The sequence below is a fragment of the Streptomyces roseifaciens genome (assembly GCF_001445655.1).
Classification (GTDB): Bacteria; Actinomycetota; Actinomycetes; order Streptomycetales; family Streptomycetaceae; genus Streptomyces; species Streptomyces aureoversilis.
Genome location: NZ_LNBE01000004.1, coordinates 1,894,470 through 1,917,855 on the forward strand (window position 1 = coordinate 1,894,470; position 23,386 = coordinate 1,917,855).

A 23,386-nucleotide genomic window follows, 5' to 3' on the forward strand; every position below is an offset into this window, starting at 1 on the left:
GAGCGCCCCCGTATCTCCAGGCAGGGATGGCACATGTCCTACTTCGAAGAATTGGCCTTCCAGTACATCGACGGCGAGTGGCGGTCCGGCACCGGCTCCTGGGACATCGTCGACTTCAACCCGTACAACGGGGAGAAGCTCGCCTCCATCACCGTCGCCGGCGTGGACGAGATCGACCAGGCCTACCGCGCCGCCGAGCGCGCCCAGCCCGCGTGGGGCGCCACCAATCCGTACACCCGCCGGCTGGTCTTCGAGCGGGCGCTGCGCGTCATCGACGACCGGGAGGCCGAGCTGTCCGCCGCGATCACCGCGGAGTGCGGCGGCACGGCCCTGAAGGCGGCCTTCGAGCTGCACCTGGCGCGGGAGTTCCTGCGGGAGGCCGTCCACCTCGCGCTGCGGGCCGAGGGGCGGATCCTGCCCTCCCCGGACGACACCAAGGAGAACCGCCTCTACAGGGTGCCGGTCGGCGTCGTCGGGGTGATCAGCCCGTTCAACTTCCCGTTCCTGCTGTCGCTGAAGTCCGTCGCGCCGGCGCTCGCCCTCGGCAACACCGTCGTCCTCAAACCGCACCAGAACACGCCCATATGCGGCGGCGGCCTGGTGGCCAAGGTCCTGGAGGAGGCCGGGCTGCCGGCGGGCGTGCTCAACGTCGTCGTCACCGACATCGCGGAGATCGGCGACGCGCTCATCGAGCACCCCGTGCCGAAGGTCATCTCCTTCACGGGCTCCGACAAGGTCGGCCGGCACGTGGCCACGGTCGCCGCGTCCCACTTCAAGAAGACCGTCCTGGAGCTCGGCGGCAACAGCGCGCTGATCGTCCTCGACGACGCGGACCTCGACTACGCCGTCGAGGCGGCGGTATTCAGCCGTTTCATCCACCAGGGGCAGGTCTGCATGGCCGCCAACCGGGTGCTCGTCGACCGCTCGGTGGAGCAGGAGTTCACCGAGAAGTTCGTCGCCAAGGTCAAGAGCCTCAAGGTCGGCGACCCGGGCGACCCGGCCACCCACATCGGGCCGCTCATCCACGCCGGGCAGGCCGAGGCCATCGGCTCCCTGGTCGAGCAGGCCGTCGCCGACGGGGCGACCGCGCTGGTGCGCGGCCGGACGGAGGGCACGCTCGTGGAGCCGTCCGTACTGACCGGGCTGAAGGCCGACGCCGCGATCCTCGGCCAGGAGATCTTCGGGCCGGTCGCGCTGATCATCCCCTTCGACGGCGAGGAGGAGGCCGTCCGGCTGGCCAACGCCACGCCGTACGGGCTGAGCGGCGCGGTCCACACGGGGGACACCGAGCGCGGCGTGCGCGTGGCGAAGCGCATCGACGCCGGGATGGTCCACGTGAACGACGGGACCGTGCACGACGAGCCGATCGTGCCCTTCGGGGGCGAGAAGGCGTCGGGCGTGGGGCGGCTGAACGGCGACGCGATGGTCGACGTGTTCACGACGACGAAGTGGATCTCGATCCAGCACGGGAAGAGCCGTTTCCCGTTCTGAGGGTGTGGATCCCGTTGGGAGGGTTCCGAGGGTTCCGAGGGTTCCGAGGGTTCCCGAGGGTTTCGAGGGCACTCCGGCGCGTGTGCGCGTTGAGGACAGAACCTGACCGCATGGGGTCCTACGTTTGCTTCGACGGCACAGCGGAGCGAAAGAAGAGGCGGACCCCATGGTTACCCACGTCATCGAGAAGAACCCCTCCGACGAGCGCGCCACGCTGCTGGCGTTCGTGGAGGCCCAGCGGGGCGGCCTGCGGCGGGCGGTGCTCGGGCTGACCGACGAGCAGGCGGCGCTGAAGCCGAGCGCGAGCGAGCTGTCCCTGGGCGGGCTGCTCAAGCACGTGACGCAGGCCGAGCAGAACTGGCTGCTGCTGGCGCAGGGCCGGGCGGAGGAGGCCGGGCACGACGAGTCGGCGTGGGCCGACGGCTTCCGGCTCCTGGAGGGCGAGACGGTCGCCGGGGTGCTCGCCCGCTGGGAGCAGGTGGCGGCGGAGACGGAGAAGTTCATCCGCTCCGTGCCCAGCCTGGAGGACACCTTCCCGCTGCCCGAGGCGCCGTGGTTCCCGGCGGACTCACGGGTGTCGATGCGCTGGCTGCTGCTCCACCTGGTCGAGGAGATCGGGCGGCACGCCGGGCACGCGGACGTCATCCGCGAGTCGCTCGACGGGAAGACCGCCTTCGAGCTGGTGGCGCTCGCCTCCGGGGACGACGAGGCCTGACGCCGCCCGGCCCTTCGTTCCACCTAGTCTGGGCATCGTCCGGGCGCTGTCCGGGCGTGGCCCGGGCACTGCCCGGGGATCCGGTCGGCGGTGGAGCGAGGAGGCTGAGGGCGCGATGTCGGCGATCCGGTTGCTGGTTCTGGGCGCGGTCCGGCAGCACGGCCGGGCCCACGGCTACCAGGTCCGCAACGACCTGGAGTTCTGGGGCGCGCACCAGTGGTCCAACGCCAAGCCGGGGTCGATCTACCACGCGCTCAAGGCGATGGCGAAGCAAGGGCTGATGGTCGCCCACGACACGGCGCCGAGCGAGGCCGGCGGCCCGCCCCGCACGGAGTACGAGCTGACGCCCGCCGGCCAGGAGGAGTACTTCCGGCTGCTGCGGCACGCGCTGTCCGCCCACGACGAGAAGATCGACGTCCTCACCGCCGGCGTGGGCTTCCTCGTCGACCTGCCGCGCGCCGAGGCCGTCGCCCTGCTGAAGCAGCGGGTGGCGGCCCTGGAGGAGTGGCGCGAGGAGATCCGCCGGAACTGGACCCCGGCCGAGGGCGAGGACTGGGGCCACATCGCCGAGATCATGGGCCTGTGGGTGCACACGGCGGAGACCGGCGGCGAGTGGACCCGCGGACTGATCGAGCGCCTGGAGGCCGGGGCGTACGAGATGGCGGGGGAGGGCGGGCAGTGATCCCGGCGGGGGAACGGGAATCACGATGATCCCGGCGGGGAAAGGGCGTTGCCTGCGCCCAACCCCGAACCACTCGTCACCCTCGCGGCCCTGGCGAGGGTGAGGGGCCGTCGTTCCTCCGTGCCAACCGGACGGCAACTGTGCTTGCACCTCACGTAGCGGCAGGACGCACTGTGGGGCCCGTAAGGGGAAAGGAGCGGGGATGAGCTACTCCGTGGGACAGGTCGCCGCCTTCGCCGGGGTGACCGTGCGGACGCTGCACCACTACGACGAGATCGGGCTGCTCGTGCCCGGCGGGCGCAGTCACGCCGGGCACCGGCGCTACGACGACGCCGACCTCGACCGGCTGCAGCAGATCCTGTTCTACCGGGAGCTCGGCTTTCCGCTGGACGAGGTGGCGGTGCTGCTGGACGAGCCGGGTGCGGATCCGGTCGAGCACCTGCGCCGCCAGCACGGTCTGCTCGTCGAGCGGATCGAGCAGCTCCAGCGCATGGCCACCGCCGTGGAGCACGCCATGGAGGCGAAGAAGATGGGGATCAGGCTCACGCCGGAGGAGAAGTTCGAGGTGTTCGGGGACTTCGACCCCGACGAGCACGCGGAGGAGGTCGAGCAGCGGTGGGGCGATACGGACGCCTACCGCGAGTCGCAGCGCCGGACCGCCTCGTACACGAAGGAGGACTGGCTGCGGATCCAGGCCGAGGCGAACGGGCTCAACGAGCGCATCGCCGCCCTCATGGGCACCGGTGCGGCCGCGGACTCCCCGGAGGCCATGGACCTCGCCGAGGAGCACCGGCAGCAGATCGTGCGCTTCTACTACGACTGCACGTACGAGATTCACACCTGTCTCGCCGAGATGTACGTCACAGACGAGCGGTTCACCGCCACCTATGAGGCCATCCGGCCCGGCATGGCCGGCTACCTCCGGGACGCCATCCTGGCCAATGCGGTGCGCAACGCGTGAACGACAGGGGGCGGCCCGGCTTCGACGCCCGGGCCGCCCCCGCCTGCCGTCCCGTCACGGACGGGGCGAGATCACCACCGCCGTGCCGTACGCACACACCTCCGTGCCCACGTCCGCCGCCTCCGTCACGTCGAAGCGGAACATCAGCACCGCGTTCGCGCCCCGGGCGCGCGCCTGCTCGATCAGCCGCTCCATGGCCTGGTTGCGGGTCTCCACCAGGGTCTTCGTCAGGCCCTTGAGCTCGCCGCCGACCAGGGACTTCAGGCCCGCGCCGATCTGGCTGCCGATGTGGCGGGAGCGCACGGTGAGGCCGAAGACCTCGCCGATGACGCGGTCGACCTTGTAGCCGGGGACGTCGTTCGTCGTCACGACCAGGACGTCGGACTGGGTCTGCCCGCCGCCGTACTCCTCGATGCCCATCGCATCCACCTCCGTGTGTGCAGTTTTGCCGGTGCCTGACCAGGACGCATGCGGGGGTCCGGCGGTTGCTCCGACCGGGTGTACGCCACAAGGGGCTGCCGCTGCCGGGCCGCTGCCGCACACTGGAACGCGGAGGCTCCCGGTGGCGTTGGTAACTTGGGGCCGCACATCACCCCGCCCAGCCTGTGCCCGGGCCTCGCACGAGCCTGCGCCCTCGACCCAGGAGCCTGTCACCCGTGACCCCCACGACCACTCTCGCGCTCGGCCCCCAGTGGCTGGATGCGAACTATCTGATCGAACAATTCGGTCTGATCGGTGTCCTGGCCATCGTCTTCGCGGAGTCCGGCCTCCTGATCGGCTTCTTCCTCCCCGGTGACTCCCTGCTGTTCACCACGGGCCTGCTGGTGACCACGGGGCAGATCAGCAAGCCCCTGTGGGTGGTCTGCACGCTCGTGGCGGTCGCGGCGATCCTGGGCGACCAGGCGGGCTACCTCTTCGGCCGCAAGGTCGGCCCCTCGCTCTTCAAGCGCCCCGACTCCAAGCTCTTCAAGCAGGAGAACGTGGAGAAGGCGCACGAGTTCTTCGAGAAGTACGGCCCGAAATCGCTGGTCCTGGCCCGTTTCGTGCCCGTGATCCGCACCTTCACGCCGATCATCGCCGGCGTGAGCCGGATGAACTACCGCTCGTTCCTCATCTTCAACATCGTCGGCGGCATCCTGTGGGGCGTCGGCGTCACGGTGCTCGGTGCGGCGCTGGGCAAGATCGAGTTCGTCCACAAGAACATCGAGATGATGCTGATCGCCATCGTGCTGATCTCGGTGGTCCCGATCATCATCGAGTTCCTGCGGGCCCGCTCCAAGAGCAAGAAGGCCGCGGCTCAGGGCGGCGCCCACCCGGGCGCGGTGGGCGGCCCCCGCCCGCCGGCCCAGCAGCAGCGCGGCCGCCACGCGCGCCGCTGAGGCCCGCCCGCGGGATCTTCCTTCCGCATAGTCCTCGCCCCACTGGGCACACGCCCCCCTGATCAGGCATGGTGACCCTAGGGCTAGTGCGCCGCCGGGGTTCCACCGGCGGCGCGGGGCGTACGAGGAGCGCGAGGTGGCTGAGCGGCAGCGGGGTGGCAGCGGGGCCGGAGAGGCTCCCGAGGACCGCAAACCCCAGTCCGACGAGGCGCGCAGCGCCTTCACCCCGCCGCTCGGCGTCCCGCTGCCGCCACCGCCCGAGGAAGAGCACCCGACCTCGGAGTTCGCCATTCCGGAGGGCATCGCCCCCGAGCCGCCCAGCGAACCCGAAGGCTCGGCCTTCGCCCTCCCCGCGGGCACCGTCGCCCCCGACTCCAGCACCACCCAGAGCACGCTCCTGCCCGGCTACACGCCGCCCTACGGCTCGCCCAAGGTCAGCCTGACCAAGGACACGCCCTGGCAGGACCGCATGCGCACCATGCTGCGCATGCCCGTCGGCGAGCGGCCCGCCCCCGAGCGGGCCGCGAAGCAGGACGAGCCCGGCCCGCCCGTCCCGCGCGTCCTCGACCTGACCCTCCGCATCGGCGAGCTGCTGCTCGCGGGCGGCGAGGGCGCCGAGGACGTGGAAGCGGCGATGTTCGGCGTCGCGCACGCCTACGGGCTCCACCGCTGCGAGCCGACGGTCACCTTCACGCTGCTGACCGTCAGCTACCAGCCGTCCCTCGTCGACGACCCCGTCACCGCCAACCGCACGGTGCGGCGGCGCGGCACCGACTACACGCGCCTGGACGCCGTCTTCCGGCTCGTCCACGCCATCACGTCGCAGGGGCTGACGCTGGAGGAGGCCTACCGCGGCCTCGCCGAGATCCGCCGCAACCGCCACCCGTACCCCGGCTGGGGCCTGACCGCCGCCTCCGGGCTGCTCGCCGGCGCGGCGAGCATGCTCGTGGGCGGCGGGCTCGTCGTCTTCCTCGCCGCCGCGGTCGGCGCGATGCTGGGCGACCGGCTGGCATGGCTCGCGTCCGGGCGCGGGCTGCCGGAGTTCTACCAGTTCGTGGCGGCCGGGCTGCCGCCCGCGGCGATGGGCGTCACGCTGAGCGCCCTCCACGACTACGTGGACGTCCAGGCGTCCGCGGTGATCACCGGTGGGCTGTTCGCCCTGATCCCCGGGCGGGCGCTCGTGGCGGGCGTCCAGGACGGCCTGACCGGCTACTACATCACCGCCGCGGCCCGGCTCCTCGAAGTCGGCTACCTGATCGCCGGCATCGTCTGCGGCGTGCTGATGGTCCTCTACGGGGGCGTGCACATCGGCGGTGCCACGCTCAACCCGGAGGCCGCGCTGGAGCGCGTGGAGCGGCCGCTGATCCAGATCGTCGCCGCGATGCTGCTGTCCTTCGCCTTCGCGGTGCTGCTCCAGCAGGAACGTCACTCTGTGTGGGTCGCCACGCTCAACGGCGGGGTCGCCTGGGTGGTCTACGGCGCGCTCGCCGACACCGCCGGGCTGGACCCCGTGCCCGCCACGGCCATCGCCGCCGGGCTCGTCGGCCTCTTCGGCCAGCTGCTCTCGCGCTACCGGTACGCGTCCGCGCTGCCGTACGTGACGGCGGCGATCGGGCCGCTGCTGCCCGGTAGCGCCGTCTACTTCGCGCTGCTGAACTTCGCCAAGAACGAGCTGAACACCGGCATCGCCAGCCTCACCAAGGCGGCCGCCCTGGCCCTGGCGATCGCCATCGGCGTGAACCTGGGCTCGGAGATGGCCCGGATGTTCCTGAAGGTCCCGGGCGAGGCGGCGGGCCGCCGCGCGGCAAAGCGCACGCGAGGCTTCTAGCAAGCCTTGCGCGGGGAGCACCCGCACGCTTCGGGCGCAGAAACGGCGCGGGGCCGGGGTTGCCGTACGACTCGTACGGCAACCCCGGCCCCGCGCGAAGCGAGCCGCAGGCTCAGTGGTGGGCGCCGCCCGCCGCCTCGAGGCGCTTGTACGAGGCCTCGATCTCGGCCTCGGCCTCGGCGCGGCCGACCCAGTCCGCACCCTCGACCGACTTGCCCGGCTCGAGGTCCTTGTAGACCTCGAAGAAGTGCTGGATCTCCAGGCGGTCGAACTCCGACACGTGGTGGATGTCGCGCAGGTGCTCCATGCGCGGGTCGTTCGCCGGGACGCACAGCAGCTTGTCGTCGCCGCCGGCCTCGTCCGTCATGCGGAACATGCCGATGGCGCGGCACTTGATGAGGCAGCCCGGGAAGGTCGGCTCGTCGAGGATGACGAGGGCGTCCAGCGGGTCGCCGTCCTCACCGAGGGTGTTCTCGACGAAGCCGTAGTCCGCCGGGTAGCTGGTCGAGGTGAAGAGGCGGCGGTCCAGGCGGATGCGACCGGTCTCGTGGTCCACCTCGTACTTGTTCCGCGAACCCTTCGGGATCTCGATGGTGACGTCGAACTCCACGGGTGGCTCCTCCATGATCAACACATACGTCTGGTGGTTAAGTGTCTCTCACGTGGGTGTGTGCTGGCGAAAGGGGCTGGTCCGGGATGTCGGAGACCAGGTCGTGGCGGCTGCGGCTGCGGCCGTGGCGGGGCACGCCCCGGGCGCGGACCGCACGGTTCGCCGCGGTGTCCGCCGTGGCGGGGCTCGTCGTGGCGGGCACGGCGGTGAGCGCGGCCGGCCCCTGGGAGGGCGGCCAGCGCAAGGCCGAGCGCGCGCGGGCGGCCGCGGACACGGAGGCCGGCGGCGGCCGCCGCGCGGAGCCCGTACGCCCGGACGCGCCGGCCGTGCTCGCGGCCCTCGGCGGCCGGGCGACGGCCCCGCAGCCGACCCGGGACGGGCTCGGCGGTGCCCTCGACGGCCTGCTGAAGGACTCCGCGCTGGGCGCGCAGACCTCGGCGGCCGTCGTCGACGTCGCCACCGGGCAGCAGCTGTTCGGGGCCGACCAGGACACGCCGTACACCCCGGCCTCCACGATCAAGACCGCCACGGCCGCGGCGGCGCTGGCCGCGCTGGGGCCCGCGCACCGCATCGAGACCACCGCCGTGGCCGACGGCGACACCGTGGTGCTCGTCGGCGGGGGAGACCCCACGCTCACGGCCCGCCAGGCCAAGGAGGGGGCGCAGCCCGCCGCGAGCCTGAAGGAGCTGGCGGACGCCACCGCGCGCGGCCTCAAGGCGCGCGGCAAGGACCGGGTGAAGGTCGCCTACGACGCCTCCCGCTACTCCGGTCCCGCCACCCACCCCATAGGGCCCAACGAGAACATCGCGCCCGTCAGCGCTCTGATGATCGACGAGGGCCGGCTGGACGACTCCGACCACGGCCCCGCCGAGCGCACCGCGGACCCGGCCGGCGACGCGGGGCGGAAGTTCGCCGGGATGCTGCGCGAGGCGGGCGTCGACGTGGACGGCGACCCGTCCGCGGGGCGCGCGGGCGACAAGGCGGAACGTCTCGCCTCGGTCTCCTCGCCGCCGCTGTCCGCGCTCGTCGAGCGCACCCTCACCAACAGCGACAACGACATCGCCGAGGCGCTGGCCCGGCAGACGGCGCTGGCGTCCGGGCAGCCCGCCGACTTCGAGGGCGCGGCCAGGGCGGTGACCGGCCGCCTGGAGAAGCTCGGCCTGCCGCTGTCCGGGGCGCGCATCGCCGACGGCAGCGGGCTCGACCGCGCGGACCACGTCTCGGCGGCCTTCCTGGCCTCCCTCCTCTCCCGGGCGGCCGACCCGGCCCGCCCGGAGCTGCGGCCGGTCCTGACGGGGCTGCCCGTGGCGGGCTTCAGCGGGACGCTGAGCGGGCGGTACGGGGCGGACGCGGCGGGGCGCGGCGTCGTCCGGGCCAAGACCGGCACGCTCACGGGCGTGAACACGCTGTCCGGCACGGTCGTGGACGCGGACGGCCGGTTGCTGTCGTTCGCCTTCATGACGACGGGCGCGGCGTCCGGCGAGGGCGCCCAGGGGGCACTGGACCGGCTGGCGACGGCGGTCGCGGGCTGCGGGTGCCGCTGAGCGCTTCGCTGCAGGCGTGGTCGGTCGGCTGCGGGTCGGAGGTGGCCGGCCGCGCAGTTCCCCGCGCCCCTTCCGGGGCGTGATGCCGCCCGGCCTCCCGCCGCAACGGCGGTGCACCCCCGCGGCGAGGGTCCGGCGGAATGGGCAGCCGCCCCGGGCGATGGGTCCCGCTCGCGGAGCGGCCCACGTACGGTGAAGCCATGACGAGCATCGGTGGTGCGGAGATGGTCGACTGGAAGCTCGCGGTGGCGACCGCGACCCGGTTCGTACGGCCCGGGCCGGAGGTGAGCCGGGAGGAGGCGCGGGCGGTCGTCGCGGAGCTGCGGCGGCACGCGGCGACGTCGGAGGAGCACGTCCGGGCGTTCACCCGGATGGCGCCCGCCCCGGGGGAGGACGGCGCCGGGAACGACACCCCGGTCCTCGTGGTGGACAGGGCGGGCTGGATCAAGGCGAACGTGGCCGGGTTCCGCGCGATCCTGGGCCCGCTGCTGGAGAAGATGCAGGACCGCCGGGCGAACGTGCCCGGCGGCGCGGTGTTCGGTGCGGTCGGCGGCAAGGTGACCGGCGTGGAGCTGGGGATGCTGCTGTCGTTCCTGGCGTCGCGGGTGCTGGGCCAGTACGAGACGTTCGCCCCGGTGAGCAGGGCCCTGCCGGGCTCGGCGACGGGCGGTGGCCGCCTGCTGCTGGTGGCGCCGAACATCGTCCACGTCGAGCGCGAGCTGGACGTGGACCCGCACGACTTCCGCCTGTGGGTGTGCCTGCACGAGGAGACGCACCGGACGCAGTTCACGGCCGTGCCCTGGCTGCGCGACCACATCGAGGGCGAGATCCAGTCGTTCCTGGGGGAGACCGAGGTCGACCCCGCGACGCTGCTGGAGCGGATCCGGGAGGCCGCACAGTCGCTGGCGGGCGGCCGTCCTCCGGAGGAGGAGGGCGCGGACGAGGGCGGGCGCAGCATCGTGGACCTGGTGCAGACGCCCGCGCAGCGGGAGATCCTGGCCCGGCTGACGGCGGTGATGTCGTTGCTGGAGGGCCATGCGGACTACGTGATGGACGGCGTCGGGCCGCAGGTCGTGCCGTCGGTGGCGGAGATCCGGGAGAAGTTCCAGCAGCGGCGGGCCAAGGGCGCGGGCCGGCTGGACGCTGCGCTGCGCCGGCTGCTGGGCCTGGACGCGAAGCTGCGCCAGTACCGTGATGGTGAGCGCTTCGTGCGGGCCGTCGTCGACGAGGTCGGCATGGACGGCTTCAACAGGGTGTGGACCTCCCCGAACACCCTGCCCACCAAGGCGGAGATCGCCAAACCGGCGGACTGGGTCGCAAGGGTGCACCGCAAGAACGAGCCGTGAACCGGAAGCTCCTCCTCCGGGTAGAACGCCTCCGTAATCACCCGTCCGAGGGACCGTGGGTCAGGGGTGGGCGTGCGATGCTCGGGTAATGGCTCGCTTCTGTCACCATCGACGCACACAGCGTGACTGAAGGCCTCGAAGCTCGCGCAGCTCCGAACGATCTCCATATGGAACGATTGGACACACGGACATGGGTCCACATCCCGCGGTCGCCGCGATACGCCTGGCGGTCCGCCGCGTACTTCACGACGTCCTCACCCCCACCACACCCGAATCCGTCCCCCCCGGCGGCCGTGAGCCGCTCGTCCTCGTCGCCTGCTCCGGCGGCGCGGACTCCATGGCCCTCGCCTCCGCCCTGGCCTTCGAGGCCCCCCGGCTCGGCATCCGGGCCGGCGGAGTCACCGTCGACCACGGCCTCCAGCACGGCTCCGACCTGCGCGCCGCCGAGGTGGCGAGCCGCCTCGCCGCCTTCGACCTCGACCCCGTCGAGGCCCTGACCGTCACGGTCGGCAGGGACGGCGGCCCCGAAGCCGCCGCCCGTGACGCGCGCTACGCCGCCCTCGACGCCGCCGCCGAGCGGCACGGCGCCGTGGCCGTCCTCCTCGGCCACACCCGCGACGACCAGGCCGAGACGGTGCTGCTCGGCCTCGCCCGCGGCTCCGGCACCCGCTCCCTCGCCGGCATGGCCGTCACCTCGGGCGTCGGCGGCCGCTACCGCCGTCCCTTCCTCGGCCTCGACCGGCAGACCGCGCGCAAGGCCTGCATGGTCCAGTCCCTGCCCGTCTGGGACGACCCGCACAACGCCGACCCGGCCTACACCCGCTCCCGGGTCCGCCACGAAGCCCTCCCCGTCCTGGAGAAGGCCCTCGGCAAGGGCGTGATCGAGGCCCTCGCCCGCACTGCCCAGCTCTCCCGGGACGACGCCGACGCCCTGGACGACTGGGCCGCCACCGTCGAGCCCTCCGTCCGGGACGACAGCGGCGCCCTGGAGACCGCCAAGCTCTACGCCCTGCCCCCCGCGGTCCGCCGCCGGGTGCTGCGCCGGGCGGTCATCTCGGCGGGTTCCCCGGCCGGATCGCTCTTCGCCCGGCACATCGAGGAAGTCGACCGGCTGATCACCGGATGGCGCGGCCAGGGAGCCATCAATCTGCCCGGGCGGGTCGCGGTCCGCAGGCAGGGTGGCAGACTGGTCCTCCGGCAGGGCTGATTCGAACGGGCACGAACGTCACGAACGGGCCTCAGCTCGCCGCGGAAATGCCGGACGATCCGTAGACAAGCGAGAGTGGCGCGGGTGGACGACAAGGACATGGGCACCGACCTCAAGTCGGTGCTCATCACCAAGGAAGAGATCGACGCGAAGCTGGCGGAGCTGGCTGCGAAGATCGACGCGGAGTACGCGGGCAAGGACCTCCTGATCGTCGGTGTCCTCAAGGGCGCCGTCATGGTGATGGCGGACCTGGCGCGTGCGCTCTCCAACCCCGTGACGATGGACTGGATGGCCGTGTCCTCGTACGGCGCGGGCACCCAGTCCTCCGGCGTGGTCCGCATCCTCAAGGACCTCGACACCGACATCAAGGGCAAGGACGTCCTGATCGTCGAGGACATCATCGACTCGGGCCTGACCCTGTCGTGGCTGCTGTCGAACCTGGGCTCCCGCGAGCCCGCCTCGCTCAACGTCGTCACCCTCCTGCGCAAGCCGGAGGCGGCGAAGGTTGCGATCGACGTCAAGTGGGTCGGTTTCGACATCCCCAACGAGTTCGTCGTCGGCTATGGTCTCGACTTCGCCGAGAAGTACCGCAACCTGCCCTTCGTGGGCACGCTCGCGCCGCACGTCTACGGCGGCTGAGCCCCCGGGCCTGGTCGGCGGGCACCCACCGGCGCGCGGGAACCGAATGAGGGTTCCCGCCGTTGGAGCAGGGTAAGGCGGGTTGGTTGACCGTCTGCAGCGGCGTCGGGAGACAATGCTGGGGTACCGTCCGAAGGTCAGTCTTTTTCAGGCTTTCAAGTCAAGCTTTCAAGGTCGAGCAGGACACCGTACGCACAGGCACCCCGTCCAGGGGCTGGCCGTGCCTCACTGTGGCAGGAGGGACGGGGCGCTCGCGCCCCGTATGGATGGACGTGAAGCGCTACTTCCGTGGGCCGGTCATGTGGATCGTGCTGGCCGTCCTCGCCGTGGTCGTGTTGATGCAGGTCGTCGGCTCCGGCGGCGGCTACAAGTCGGTGGACACCAGCCAGGTCGTCAACGCGATCAACAAGGACCTGGTGAAATCGGCCGAGCTGACGACCGGCGACGAGAACAAGATCAAGGTTGAGCTCAAGGACGGCCAGAAGGTCAAGGGCTCGAGCAAGATCCAGGCGAACTACATCGGCGAGCAGGGCGTCGACATCGCGAAGTCCCTGCAGGCCAACGCCGAGAAGAACATGATCCCGGAGGGATACAACGTCTCGACGTCCAAGCAGAACCCGTTCATCGGCGTTCTGCTGTCGTTGCTGCCGTTCGTCCTCATCGTCGTGGTCTTCCTGTTCCTGATGAATCAGATGCAGGGCGGCGGCTCCCGGGTGATGAACTTCGGGAAGTCCAAGGCCAAGCTGATCACCAAGGACACCCCCAAGACGACGTTCTCCGACGTCGCCGGCGCCGACGAGGCCGTCGAGGAGCTCCACGAGATCAAGGAGTTCCTGCAGGAGCCGGCGAAGTTCCAGGCCGTCGGCGCCAAGATCCCCAAGGGTGTGCTGCTCTACGGCCCGCCCGGTACGGGCAAGACGCTGCTCGCGCGCGCCGTCGCCGGCGAGGCGGGCGTGCCGTTCTACTCGATCTCCGGCTCCGACTTCGTCGAGATGTTCGTCGGTGTCGGTGCGTCCCGGGTCCGTGACCTCTTCGAGCAGGCCAAGGCCAACGCCCCGGCCATCGTCTTCGTCGACGAGATCGACGCCGTCGGCCGGCACCGCGGTGCGGGCCTCGGCGGCGGTCACGACGAGCGCGAGCAGACCCTGAACCAGCTCCTCGTCGAGATGGACGGCTTCGACGTCAAGGGCGGCGTCATCCTGATCGCCGCCACGAACCGTCCCGACATCCTCGACCCGGCGCTGCTGCGCCCCGGCCGTTTCGACCGGCAGATCGCCGTCGACCGCCCGGACATGCAGGGCCGTCTGGAGATCCTCAAGGTCCACCAGAAGGGCAAGCCGGTCGCCCCGGACGTCGACCTGTCGGCCGTCGCCCGCCGCACCCCCGGCTTCACCGGTGCCGATCTCTCCAACGTGCTGAACGAGGCCGCGCTCCTCACGGCCCGCAGCGACAAGAAGCTGATCGACAACCACTTCCTGGACGAGGCGATCGACCGCGTCGTGGCCGGCCCGCAGAAGCGGACCCGGATCATGAGCGACAAGGAAAAGAAGATCACCGCGTACCACGAGGGCGGTCACGCCCTGGTCGCGGCGGCTTCGCCGAACTCCGACCCGGTGCACAAGATCACGATCCTGTCCCGCGGCCGTGCCCTCGGCTACACCATGGTCCTGCCCGACGAGGACAAGTACTCCACCACCCGCAACGAGATGCTCGACCAGCTGGCGTACATGCTGGGCGGCCGCGCGGCGGAGGAGCTCGTCTTCCACGACCCGACCACCGGTGCCGCCAACGACATCGAGAAGGCCACCGCCACGGCCCGCGCGATGGTCACGCAGTACGGCATGACCGAGCGCCTCGGCGCGATCAAGTTCGGCTCCGACAATTCCGAGCCGTTCCTGGGCCGCGAGATGTCGCACCAGCGCGATTACTCCGAAGAGGTCGCCGCGCTGGTCGACGAAGAGGTCAAGAAGCTCATCGAGACCGCGCACAACGAGGCGTGGGAGATCCTCGTCGAGAACCGCGACATCCTCGACAACCTGGTTCTGGCCCTCCTGGAGAAGGAGACGCTGAACAAGGAGGAGATCGCCGAGATCTTCAAGCACGTGGTCCGGCGCCCCGCCCGCCCGGCGTGGACCGGCTCCTCGCGGCGCACCCCCTCCACCCGCCCGCCGGTGCTCTCCCCCAAGGAGCTCGCCCCGAGCAACGGCGGCCAGACTATGGAGTCGCTCGACCTCCCGGACGACGCCCGCCCGGAGAACTGAGCCGCCGCACAGGCCCTGCCGGGCCCTGCACCACAGGGCCCGGAATGGATGCCGCGTCACCCAGGTTTTAGCCTGGGGGACGCGGCATCCCGTTTATCCGGCCGTGCCGGTTGCTACGAACGCACGAGAGAACGAGGCACTCCATGACCGACCCGGTGACGCTGGACGCCGAGCGGAACGTCGGCGCATTCGACGAGAAGCGCGCCGAGAACGCGGTGCGTGAGCTGCTCCTCGCCGTGGGTGAGGACCCGGACCGGGAGGGCCTGCGGGAGACGCCGGCCCGGGTGGCACGCGCGTACAAGGAGATATTCGCGGGGCTCTGGCAGGAGCCGGAGGACGTGCTGACCACGACGTTCGACCTCGGGCACGACGAGATGGTGCTCGTGCGCGACATCGAGGTCTACAGCACCTGTGAGCACCACCTGGTGCCGTTCCACGGCGTGGCGCACGTCGGCTACATCCCGTCGACCAGCGGGAAGATCACCGGGCTGTCGAAGCTGGCCCGCCTGGTGGACGTCTACGCCCGCCGGCCGCAGGTCCAGGAGCGCCTGACCACGCAGATCGCGGACTCGCTGATGGAGATCCTGGAGCCGCGCGGCGTGGTCGTGGTCATCGAGTGCGAGCACATGTGCATGTCCATGCGGGGCATCCGCAAGCCGGGCGCGAAGACGCTGACCTCGGCGGTCCGCGGCCAGCTGCGCGATCCCGCGACGCGCGCGGAGGCGATGAGCCTGATCATGGCCCGCTGAGCGGGGTCGCTCCCGCGGGGGCTCGGCGGCCGGGCCGCGATGCGGGCCGGTCCGGCACCGCCGGAAATGAAAAGCCCGCCGCAGCGGCGCGAAGCCACTTCGGCGGGTGTTCGGCGGAATGCGGACGGCGGAATGCGGACGGCGGAACCGGCAATGGTGCGGGAACCGCCGGAGGCGTTACGCGGAAAGCCGGCTGCCCATCCACTTCAGGGTCGGGTTCAGCTCGCGACGCCACGTGTTGAAGTTGTGGCCGCCGCTGTCCAGGATGATCGAGGAAACCCGGGCCGAGCCCTTGGCCATCTCGATGAACTTCAGCGTGTCCTTGTAGTTGTGCTCGCCCTGCTTGCTGCTGGTCACCAGAACGGAGATCGGCGGCGTCTTCTCGTGCTTGAGGCGCCACATCACGTCGTTCTCGTTCTCCAGCTTCTTGCTGCCGCCGAAGAGGGAACCGGTCGTGGGGTCCTGGAGGGCCTTGTAGTAGCCCGAGAGGGACGCCGCGGCGCTGTAGGAGTCCGGGTTGCGCATGGCGATCTTCAGGGCGCAGTAGCCGCCGGTCGAGTTGCCGATGATGCCCCAGTTGGCGGCCTTGTCGCCGACCCGGTACTGCTCGGTGATGGCCTTGCGCAGGTCCTTGGCGAAGAACGTTTCGGCCTGCGGGCCGTTCGGTATGTTGATGCACTCGGTGTCGCGCTGGCCGATGATGGACGGACGCATCATCACCAGAACGGTGGGCTGCATCTTCTTGTCCTTGCTCAGCTTGTGAGCGCGGACCGGGTAGTCGAGCCCTTTGATGAGCGCCTCGGCGGTGCCCGGGTATCCGGTCAGGACGACGGAGGCGGGGAATTTGCGGTTCGCGTACTCCGGCTGGAAGTACTCCGGCGGCAGATATACGTAGGCCGGACCGTTGATCTTCGACTCGACGCCGGCGACCTGGATCTTCTCGATCTTTCCGCCGACGCGCGGGACGTTGCCCCGCGGCACCTTCACGGCCTGGGTGTTCACGACCTGCACCCGCTTGCCGCCGGCGCTGTGGTCGACGATCACGCCCTCTTCCTTGACCTGGCCGAAGAGGTCGGCCCAGGAGCCGTAGAAGCCGAAGGACTGGTTGGCCCACAGGCCGATCGCTGCGAACAGGGTGAGCTGTGTGGCCAGCATCATGCCCACCCTGCCGAGTATGGAGCCCACGCTCCGTTTGCCCAGGCGGGGCCAGAGCCAAATGGTCAACGCGAAGAGCACTACCGCAGCCGCGATGGCAAGCAGCAGAACTGCCATGCTGGTGAGACCCATGAGGTGCTTTCTGCCGAGCGACCCGGCGCCGAGTCGCGGAATGGTTACTTCTTTCCGGGCTCGGCCCCCCGCGGAACCTCAACCCCGAAACCGTCGTCCTACAGGGCGCACATTGTCCGGGCGCTGCCGCCAGATGGCGCAGGTCCACTCGACAGGACGACGGGAAGAGATGTCTGTCAGGGTAGATGGCAAAAAGTCCGATGGGGTTCCCGAGGGAACCAAGCGACTGTCGAGGCTTGCGCGTATCGTCAGAGGGCCCAAGCCCGAGAACGTGCCTGCCGTCGTGGGAACGGTCGCTGCCCTCATCGGCCTGCTCGACGTCCTTGCCGGTGTCGTTCCCCGGTTCCGCTGGAGCAAGGTTCACAGCCTCGCCGAGGTGCTGCCCGGCTCGGTGACCCAGCTGGCCGCGGCCGGCTCGATCATCGTCGGCATCCTGCTGCTGATGCTCGCCCACGGGCTCAAGCGGGCCAAGCAGCGCGCCTGGCTCGCCGCCGTGGTGCTGCTGCCGATAGGCGCCGCCGCGCAGCTGGTCTACCGCCACTCCTACATCGGCGCGATCCTCTCCCTGCTGCTCTTCATCTACCTCGTGTGGCACAAGAGCTCCTTCTACGCGCTGCCGGACCCGCGCAGCCGCTGGAAGGTCGCGGCCAACTTCGTCCTGATGGGCGCGGCCAGCTTCGGCCTCGGCTGGGTGATCGTCGGCTCGCACCCGGACCAGATGATCGGCGACCCGCCGGTCAGCGAGCAGATCCAGCACGTGCTCTGGGGCCTCTTCGGCTTCGAGGGTTCGATCCGCTACACCGAGCACGTCGACTACACCGTCGGCTACTCCCTGGGCGCCCTCGGCCTGCTGACCGTCGCCACCACCGCGTACCTGGCCTTCATGCCCGCGTACCCGGCCGCCGTCCTCACCGAGGAGGACGAGGACAAGCTGCGCGAGCTGCTCGCCAAGCATGGCGCCCGCGACTCGCTCGGCCACTTCGCGCTGCGCCGCGACAAGAGCGCGGTCTTCTCGCCCTCCGGCAAGGCGGCCGTCTCCTACCGCGTCGTCTCCGGCGTGATGCTCGCGAGCGGCGACCCCATCGGTGACGTCGAGGCCTGGCCCGGCGCGATCGAGCAGTTCATGGCGCTGGCCAAGCGCCACTCCTGGACGCCCGCCGTCGCCGGCTGCAGTGAGACCGGCGGCGAGGTCTGGACCCGCGAGACCGGTCTGGACGCCCTGGAGATGGGTGACGAGGCCATCGTCGAGGTGTCCGACTTCTCCCTGACCGGCCGTTCCATGCGCAACGTCCGCCAGATGGTCAAGCGCATCGAGCGCAACGGCTACAGCACCAAGGTGCGCCGCGTCGGCGACCTGGACCCCGAGGAGCTGGAGGCCGTCCAGAAGGCCGCCAACGCCTGGCGCGACACCGAGGACGAGCGCGGCTTCTCGATGGCCCTGGGCCGCATCGGCGACCCGAAGGACCTGGACGCCATCATCGCCACCGCCCACAAGGACCCGGAGGAGGGCGAGGACTGCCCGTTCGGCGACCTCCGCGCCATGCAGCACTACGTGCCGTGGGGCCCGGACGGCAGCTCGCTGGAGCTCATGCGCCGCGACCGCAGCGCGGACCCGGGCATGAACGAGCTCCTGATCGTCGCCTTCCTGCAGGCCGCGCCCGAGCTCAAGATCAAGCGCCTGTCGCTGAACTTCGCGTTCTTCCGCTCCGCCCTGGAGCGCGGCGGCAAGCTGGGCGCCGGCCCGGTCGTGCGCATCCAGCGCTCGGTGCTGGTCTTCCTCTCGCGCTGGTTCCAGATCGAGTCGCTGTACAAGTTCAACGAGAAGTTCCGGCCGCGCTGGGAGCCGCGCTTCATCGTCTTCCCGAACAGCCGCGACCTGCCCCGCATCGGCTTCGCGATGATGCAGGCGGAGGGCTTCCTGGAGCTGCCGCGCCTGCTGCGCCGCCGCCCGGCGCCGCCGAAGGACGTCCCGGAGGACGCCGACGAGCAGGTCTCGGCCGCGGAGGTCACGCGCGCGGCGTGAGCGCCCGCGCCGTGGTGACCCCGCGGAAAGTGTGTGCGGCAGTGCCCCCGACCGGCTTCCGGTCGGGGGCACTCCTCTTTACGGCACGCCCTAGGCTGGTCCCATGAGTACCTTGCGCGGTCGTCACGGGCCCGTCGGTCTGCCGGAGTGGAATCGCTGTGCGGTGATGGGCGTCGTCAACGTCACGCCGGACTCGTTCTCCGACGGCGGGCGCTGGTTCGACACCGAACTCGCGGTCAAGCGCGGTCTCGACCTCATCGCCGGCGGCGCCGACCTGGTCGACGTGGGCGGCGAGTCCACCCGCCCCGGCGCGTCGCGGGTGGACGAGGGCGAGGAGCTGCGCCGGGTGGTCCCGGTGGTCCGCGAGCTGGTGGCCGAGGGCGCCGTGGTGTCGGTGGACACCATGCGGGCCTCGGTCGCGGAGGCGGCCGTCGAGGCCGGAGCGGCCCTGGTCAACGATGTGAGCGGCGGGCTCGCCGATCCGGCGATGGTGCCCGTGGTGGCCACGGCCCGGGTGCCCTTCGTGGTGATGCACTGGCGCGGCTTCAGCGCCGACATGAACAGCCGGGCGGTCTACGGGGACGTGGTCGGCGAGGTGATCGCCGAGCTGCAGCAGCGGCTGGACGCCGTGGTCGCCGCGGGCGTCGACCCCGAGCGGCTCGTCGTGGACCCGGGCCTGGGCTTCGCCAAGAACGCCGAGCACGACCTCGCACTGGTGGCGGGCCTGGCGCGGCTGCGCCGGGAGCTGGGGCTGCCGATGCTGGTGGCCGCCTCCCGCAAGCGCTTCCTCGGCCGGGTGCTGGCCGGCCCCGGGGGCGAGCCGCCGCCGGCCCGGGAGCGGGACGCCGCGACGGCCGCGGTCTCGGCGCTCTCGGCGCGCGAGGGCGCCTGGGCGGTGCGGGTGCACGAGGTGCGGGCCAGCGCGGATGCGGTGCGCGTGGTGCAGGCGGTGCAGGACGCGGCGGCGGGTGCAGCGGGCGTGGCGGATGCGGCTGGTGCGGCAGGCGCGGCAGGCGCCGAGGAGGCCGTGTGAGCACCGCCCGTACGGACGGCGAGCTGGTCGAGCTGGCGAACACCGCGCTGTACGAGGCGGTGGAGCGCGGCGACACGGACGCGATGGGCCGCCTGTGGCTGGACGACCCCGACACCGACGTGTCGTGCGTCCACCCCGGATGGCCGGTGCTGCGCGGGCGGAAGGAGGTGCTCCGCTCGTATGCGCTGATCATGGCGAGCACGGACTACATCCAGTTCTTCCTCACCGACGTCGAGGTCTCGGTCGCCGGTGACACCGCCCTCGTCACCTGCACGGAGAACATCCTCAGCGGCGGCCCGGCCGAGGAGGAGGGCGAGCTCGGGCCCCTGGTCGGGCAGCTCGTCGTGGCGACGAACGCCTTCCGGCGCGTCGGCGGGGAGTGGAAGGTGTGGTCGCACCACGGCTCGCCGGTGCTCGCCGGGCGCGACGACGAGGAGGACGAAACGGACGGCCCGGACGGCGCGGACGGCATTCCGGGAGCGTGACGTATCTCGCGTCACACCCGCCCCACGAGGCGTGATCCACGTCAGCGCGGCGGAATGCCCGCCACTCGTTCGGGCTGCTGGGCAGGCGGGTAGGGGTGGGGGACGGGGTCGCCGGGTAAGCGCGGCGCGAGTCGGGAGCGGCCGGCTGCTCCAGCCGTCCGAAAGGCCCCGAAACGTCCGGAAGTATCCGCAGATATGTACACCGACCCCTAGCCTCCATGTGCGAGCGCTGTCGGCGCTCGCAGGTAGATTCGACGTGGGTACCGGGCATCGGAGGTGCCCCCGTCCGACGACCAGCAGGAGTGATTCGTGTGGATCGTGTCGCGCTGCGCGGCCTGAAGGCCCGTGGGCACCACGGCGTGTTCCCCCGGGAGCGCGAAGAGGGGCAGACCTTCATCGTGGACCTCGTCCTGAGCCTGGACACCCGGCCCGCGGCCGCCTCCGACGACCTCGCGAAGACCGTGCACTACGGCGTCGTGGCGGAGGAAGTGGTCGGCATCGTCCAGGGTGAGCCCGTCGACCTCATCGAGACCCTGGCCGAGCGGATCGCCCAGAACTGCCTCAAGCACGATGCGGTGCGCGAAGTGGAGGTCGTCGTCCACAAGCCGGACGCCCCCATCACCGTGCCCTTTGACGATGTGACGATCACTATTACGCGGAGCCGAGTATGAGCAGCAGCGACCCGACCGTGCAGCCGGTGCCCGCCTCCGTGGTGGAGCAGGTGGACGCGGCGGACGTGACCCTGAGCAATCCCAAACGAGCCGTGATCTCCCTGGGCAGCAACCTCGGCAACCGCCTGGAGACCCTCCAGGGCGCGATCGACGCCCTCGAGGACACGCCCGGCCTGCGGGTCAAGGCCGTCTCCCCGGTCTACGAGACGGAGCCGTGGGGCGTCGAGCCCGGCACCCAGCCCTCTTACTTCAACGCCGTCGTCCTCGTGAAGACCACCCTCCCGCCGGACTCCCTGCTCGAGCGCGGCCACGCCATCGAGGAGGCCTTCGAGCGCGTGCGGGACGAGCGCTGGGGCCCGCGCACCCTCGACGTCGACATCGTCGCCTACCAGGACGTGGTCTCCGCCGATCCCGTGCTCACCCTGCCGCACCCGCGCGCCCACGAGCGCGCCTTCGTCCTCGCTCCCTGGCACGATGTTGACCCTGAGGCCGTTGTGCCGGGCCGCGGCGCCGTGGTCGAGCTCCTCGCCGCCGTCGGCCTCGACGGCGTGCAGCCGCGGGTCGACCTGGAACTCCGGCTGCCCGAGTAGGCGTTTGCCCTGAGTAGGCCCCCGGTTCCGGGGACGTGATCGAGAAGAGGAGCGACGGCTCGGTGAAGCAACTGCGGATCGGTGTCCTGGCCGGGCTGTTCGCCGTGGCCGGGGTGCTCTCCTGGGCGGGCGCCCGGCTGTGGGACGCGGTCGGCACGCTGCCGCGGGTGCCGGTGGCCGCGCCCATCGTGCTCGCGGTCATCGCCGTCGTCCTCGCCGCCACGGCGCTCTCCCTCCGCGCCCGGCTGCGCGCGCAGCGCGAGCGGCGCCCCGGGGCGAAGGGCGTCGATCCGCTGCTCGCCGCCCGCGCGGTCGTCTTCGGCCAGGCCAGCGCGCTGGTCGCGGCGCTCGTCGCCGGCATGTACGGCGGCGTCGGCGTCTTCCTCGGCCTCGACGGCCTGGACGTCGCGGTCCGCCGCGAACAGGTGATCTACGCGGGCGCGTCGGTCGTCGCGGGCGTGGCCGTGATCGCCGCGGCGTTCTTCCTGGAGCGCGTCTGCAAACTCCCCGAGGACGAGGACGAGGGCCCGGGCGGCCCGGGCACGGCCCGCGGCTGACCCCGCCGCCCAGGGGTGCGCAGCACCCTTGAACCCGCCCCGTCCGGGCTCGCCCGAGAGCATCCCCGGGCTATGCCCCGGGGATGCTCTCGAGATCTACCTCGCTGCGCGCAGCGCCCCTCGCGTCTGCGTCGATCGAGCGGCGCAGCGCCTCGTGCAGCCGGGCCGGGGTCAGGACGCCTACGAAGCGGTCCGCTGCGGCGCCGTCCAGGACGGCGATCCAGCCTGCGTCGTGCTGCAGCATCGTGCTGAAGGCCTGCTTGAGCGAGGCCCCTACCGGGAGCCAGGCGTCCATGCGGCGTGCCCGTTCCCGTACCGTGCCCCCGCCGTCGGCGAGCGCTTCGGCCGAGATCCAGCCGTGGAGCCGGTCGGCGTCGTCGAGGACGACGGCCCACCGGGCGTCGTCCACGGCCAGTGCGGCGCCGGCGGCCGCCACGGTGTCGTCCAGGTGGACGACCGGAGGCTGTTCGAGGTCGCCCGCTTCGATCGGGGTGACCGAGAGCCGCTTCAGGCCCCGGTCGGCCCCGACGAAGTCGGCGACGTAGGGCGTGGCGGGCGCGCCCAGCACCGTCGCCGGGGCGTCGAACTGTTCGATGCGGCCGTGGCCGTAGACGGCGATGCGGTCGCCGAGCCGGACGGCCTCCTCGATGTCGTGCGTGACGAACAGGACGGTCTTGCGGACCTGCGACTGCAGCCGCAGGAACTCGCTCTGGAGCCGCTCCCGCACCACCGGGTCGACCGCACCGAACGGCTCGTCCATGAGCAGCACGGGCGGGTCCGCGGCGAGCGCCCGCGCGACGCCGACCCGCTGCCGCTGCCCGCCGGAGAGCTGGTGGGGGTAGCGGGCGCCGTGGACGGCCGGGTCGAGGCCGACGAGGTCGAGCAGTTCGGCGGCCCGCTCCCGGGCCTTCTTCCGCTGCCAGCCCAGCAGGTGGGGGACGGTCGCGGTGTTCTCCAGCACGGTCTTGTGGGGGAAGAGCCCGACCTGCTGGATGACGTAGCCGATGCGGCGCCGCAGTTCGACGGGGTCGACGCCGGCGATGTCGTCGCCGTCGAGGAGGATCCGTCCCGACGTGGGCTCGATGAGCCGGTTGACCATCTTCATCGTGGTGGTCTTGCCGCAACCGGACGGTCCCACGAGCGTGACCAGCTCGCCCTCCGCCACTTCGAAGGACAGGTCGTCCACGGCGGTCGTGCCGTCGGCGTAGCGCTTGGTGACGTGTTCGAAGCGGATCATGGTTCCCCATTCTGGCCGTACTCCCTGCGGACATTGTTGCCGTTGTGTGGCGGCCGGCTCGAATGTCAGTGCCCCGGGTTAGGGTCGCTGG

Annotated in this window: 22 protein-coding genes; 18 read left to right on the top strand and 4 right to left on the bottom strand. The window is 71.3% G+C overall.

All coding sequences use genetic code 11. The annotated features are described in order from the left end of the window. Positions 1 to 33: 33 nt before the first annotated feature. The 4 genes from AS857_RS25690 (at position 34) to AS857_RS25705 (ending at position 3,849) form a co-directional block, all read left to right on the top strand. A complete protein-coding gene (locus AS857_RS25690; RefSeq protein ID WP_058045602.1) occupies positions 34 to 1,491 on the top strand; it encodes an aldehyde dehydrogenase family protein in 1,458 nt (485 codons plus the stop codon). 166 nt (positions 1,492 to 1,657) lie between these two features. Next, positions 1,658 to 2,206, top strand: coding sequence for a DinB family protein (locus tag AS857_RS25695; RefSeq protein WP_058045603.1), 549 nt, complete (start codon positions 1,658 to 1,660; stop codon positions 2,204 to 2,206). Positions 2,207 to 2,321: 115 nt separating this feature from the next. Beyond that, on the top strand, positions 2,322 to 2,888 hold the full coding sequence (locus AS857_RS25700; RefSeq protein WP_058045604.1) for a PadR family transcriptional regulator: 567 nt from the start codon (positions 2,322 to 2,324) through the stop codon (positions 2,886 to 2,888). Positions 2,889 to 3,090: 202 nt separating this feature from the next. Then, positions 3,091 to 3,849, top strand: coding sequence for a MerR family transcriptional regulator (locus AS857_RS25705; protein ID WP_058045605.1), 759 nt, complete (start codon positions 3,091 to 3,093; stop codon positions 3,847 to 3,849). A 54-nt stretch (positions 3,850 to 3,903) separates the two neighbouring features. Here the strand turns inward: AS857_RS25705 and AS857_RS25710 are convergent, their stop codons facing one another. Next, positions 3,904 to 4,269 carry a YbjQ family protein gene (locus AS857_RS25710; RefSeq protein ID WP_058045606.1) on the bottom strand — a complete coding sequence of 122 codons (366 nt, stop codon included), beginning with the start codon at positions 4,267 to 4,269 and terminating at the stop codon, positions 3,904 to 3,906. A gap of 236 nt (positions 4,270 to 4,505) precedes the next feature. On the opposite strand from AS857_RS25710, the gene AS857_RS25715 reads away from it, so the two are divergent. Together AS857_RS25715 and AS857_RS25720 are read left to right on the top strand one after the other, a co-directional pair. Continuing rightward, complete coding sequence (locus tag AS857_RS25715) at positions 4,506 to 5,228, top strand: DedA family protein (RefSeq protein ID WP_058045607.1); 723 nt, start codon at positions 4,506 to 4,508, stop codon at positions 5,226 to 5,228. 136 nt (positions 5,229 to 5,364) lie between these two features. Beyond that, positions 5,365 to 7,056, top strand: a complete 1,692-nt coding sequence (locus tag AS857_RS25720) for a threonine/serine exporter family protein (protein ID WP_058045608.1) — start codon at positions 5,365 to 5,367, stop codon at positions 7,054 to 7,056. A gap of 112 nt (positions 7,057 to 7,168) precedes the next feature. On the opposite strand, the gene AS857_RS25725 is transcribed toward AS857_RS25720, so the two are convergent. Beyond that, positions 7,169 to 7,666, bottom strand: coding sequence for an inorganic diphosphatase (locus AS857_RS25725; protein ID WP_030367366.1), 498 nt, complete (start codon positions 7,664 to 7,666; stop codon positions 7,169 to 7,171). Between the two features lie 86 nt (positions 7,667 to 7,752). Between AS857_RS25725 and dacB the strand changes: the two genes are divergently transcribed. The 6 genes from dacB to folE all read left to right on the top strand — a co-directional run bounded on the left by dacB (position 7,753) and on the right by folE (position 15,412). After that, a complete protein-coding gene (gene dacB, locus AS857_RS25730) occupies positions 7,753 to 9,210 on the top strand; it encodes a D-alanyl-D-alanine carboxypeptidase/D-alanyl-D-alanine endopeptidase (RefSeq protein ID WP_058045609.1) in 1,458 nt (485 codons plus the stop codon). Positions 9,211 to 9,410: 200 nt separating this feature from the next. Next, a complete protein-coding gene (locus tag AS857_RS25735; RefSeq protein WP_058045610.1) occupies positions 9,411 to 10,556 on the top strand; it encodes a zinc-dependent metalloprotease in 1,146 nt (381 codons plus the stop codon). Positions 10,557 to 10,746: 190 nt separating this feature from the next. Further along, a complete protein-coding gene (gene tilS / locus AS857_RS25740) occupies positions 10,747 to 11,763 on the top strand; it encodes a tRNA lysidine(34) synthetase TilS (protein ID WP_058045611.1) in 1,017 nt (338 codons plus the stop codon). Positions 11,764 to 11,862: 99 nt separating this feature from the next. Further along, the gene (gene hpt / locus AS857_RS25745; RefSeq protein WP_058047052.1) at positions 11,863 to 12,402 is read left to right on the top strand and encodes a hypoxanthine phosphoribosyltransferase; all 540 of its coding nucleotides are present in this window, start codon (positions 11,863 to 11,865) and stop codon (positions 12,400 to 12,402) included. Positions 12,403 to 12,668: 266 nt separating this feature from the next. Beyond that, positions 12,669 to 14,663 (top strand): ATP-dependent zinc metalloprotease FtsH, encoded by a 1,995-nt coding sequence (gene ftsH, locus AS857_RS25750; RefSeq protein WP_058045612.1) that lies wholly within the window; start codon positions 12,669 to 12,671, stop codon positions 14,661 to 14,663. A gap of 143 nt (positions 14,664 to 14,806) precedes the next feature. Then, positions 14,807 to 15,412, top strand: a complete 606-nt coding sequence (gene folE, locus AS857_RS25755) for a GTP cyclohydrolase I FolE (RefSeq protein WP_058045613.1) — start codon at positions 14,807 to 14,809, stop codon at positions 15,410 to 15,412. A 177-nt stretch (positions 15,413 to 15,589) separates the two neighbouring features. Here folE and AS857_RS25760 read toward each other — a convergent pair whose 3' ends face one another. Continuing rightward, positions 15,590 to 16,699 carry an alpha/beta hydrolase gene (locus AS857_RS25760; RefSeq protein WP_058045614.1) on the bottom strand — a complete coding sequence of 370 codons (1,110 nt, stop codon included), beginning with the start codon at positions 16,697 to 16,699 and terminating at the stop codon, positions 15,590 to 15,592. A gap of 169 nt (positions 16,700 to 16,868) precedes the next feature. Between AS857_RS25760 and AS857_RS25765 the strand changes: the two genes are divergently transcribed. From AS857_RS25765 to AS857_RS25790, 6 genes are all read left to right on the top strand, one after another. Further along, a complete protein-coding gene (locus AS857_RS25765) occupies positions 16,869 to 18,722 on the top strand; it encodes a phosphatidylglycerol lysyltransferase domain-containing protein (protein ID WP_079110623.1) in 1,854 nt (617 codons plus the stop codon). A gap of 103 nt (positions 18,723 to 18,825) precedes the next feature. Beyond that, on the top strand, positions 18,826 to 19,755 hold the full coding sequence (gene folP, locus AS857_RS25770; RefSeq protein WP_063278431.1) for a dihydropteroate synthase: 930 nt from the start codon (positions 18,826 to 18,828) through the stop codon (positions 19,753 to 19,755). Further along, positions 19,752 to 20,240 carry a nuclear transport factor 2 family protein gene (locus AS857_RS25775; protein WP_058045617.1) on the top strand — a complete coding sequence of 163 codons (489 nt, stop codon included), beginning with the start codon at positions 19,752 to 19,754 and terminating at the stop codon, positions 20,238 to 20,240. The genes folP and AS857_RS25775 overlap by 4 nt, the downstream gene beginning before the upstream one ends. Positions 20,241 to 20,551: 311 nt before the next feature. Continuing rightward, positions 20,552 to 20,911, top strand: a complete 360-nt coding sequence (gene folB / locus AS857_RS25780) for a dihydroneopterin aldolase (RefSeq protein WP_058045618.1) — start codon at positions 20,552 to 20,554, stop codon at positions 20,909 to 20,911. Further along, a complete protein-coding gene (gene folK / locus AS857_RS25785) occupies positions 20,908 to 21,501 on the top strand; it encodes a 2-amino-4-hydroxy-6-hydroxymethyldihydropteridine diphosphokinase (RefSeq protein ID WP_058045619.1) in 594 nt (197 codons plus the stop codon). The genes folB and folK overlap by 4 nt, the downstream gene beginning before the upstream one ends. Before the next feature lie 62 nt (positions 21,502 to 21,563). Continuing rightward, a complete protein-coding gene (locus AS857_RS25790; protein ID WP_058047053.1) occupies positions 21,564 to 22,058 on the top strand; it encodes a DUF3180 domain-containing protein in 495 nt (164 codons plus the stop codon). Between the two features lie 70 nt (positions 22,059 to 22,128). On the opposite strand, the gene AS857_RS25795 is transcribed toward AS857_RS25790, so the two are convergent. Then, entirely contained in the window at positions 22,129 to 23,295 is a 1,167-nt protein-coding gene (locus tag AS857_RS25795) for an ABC transporter ATP-binding protein (protein ID WP_058045620.1), read from the bottom strand. Positions 23,296 to 23,386 lie beyond the last annotated feature (91 nt).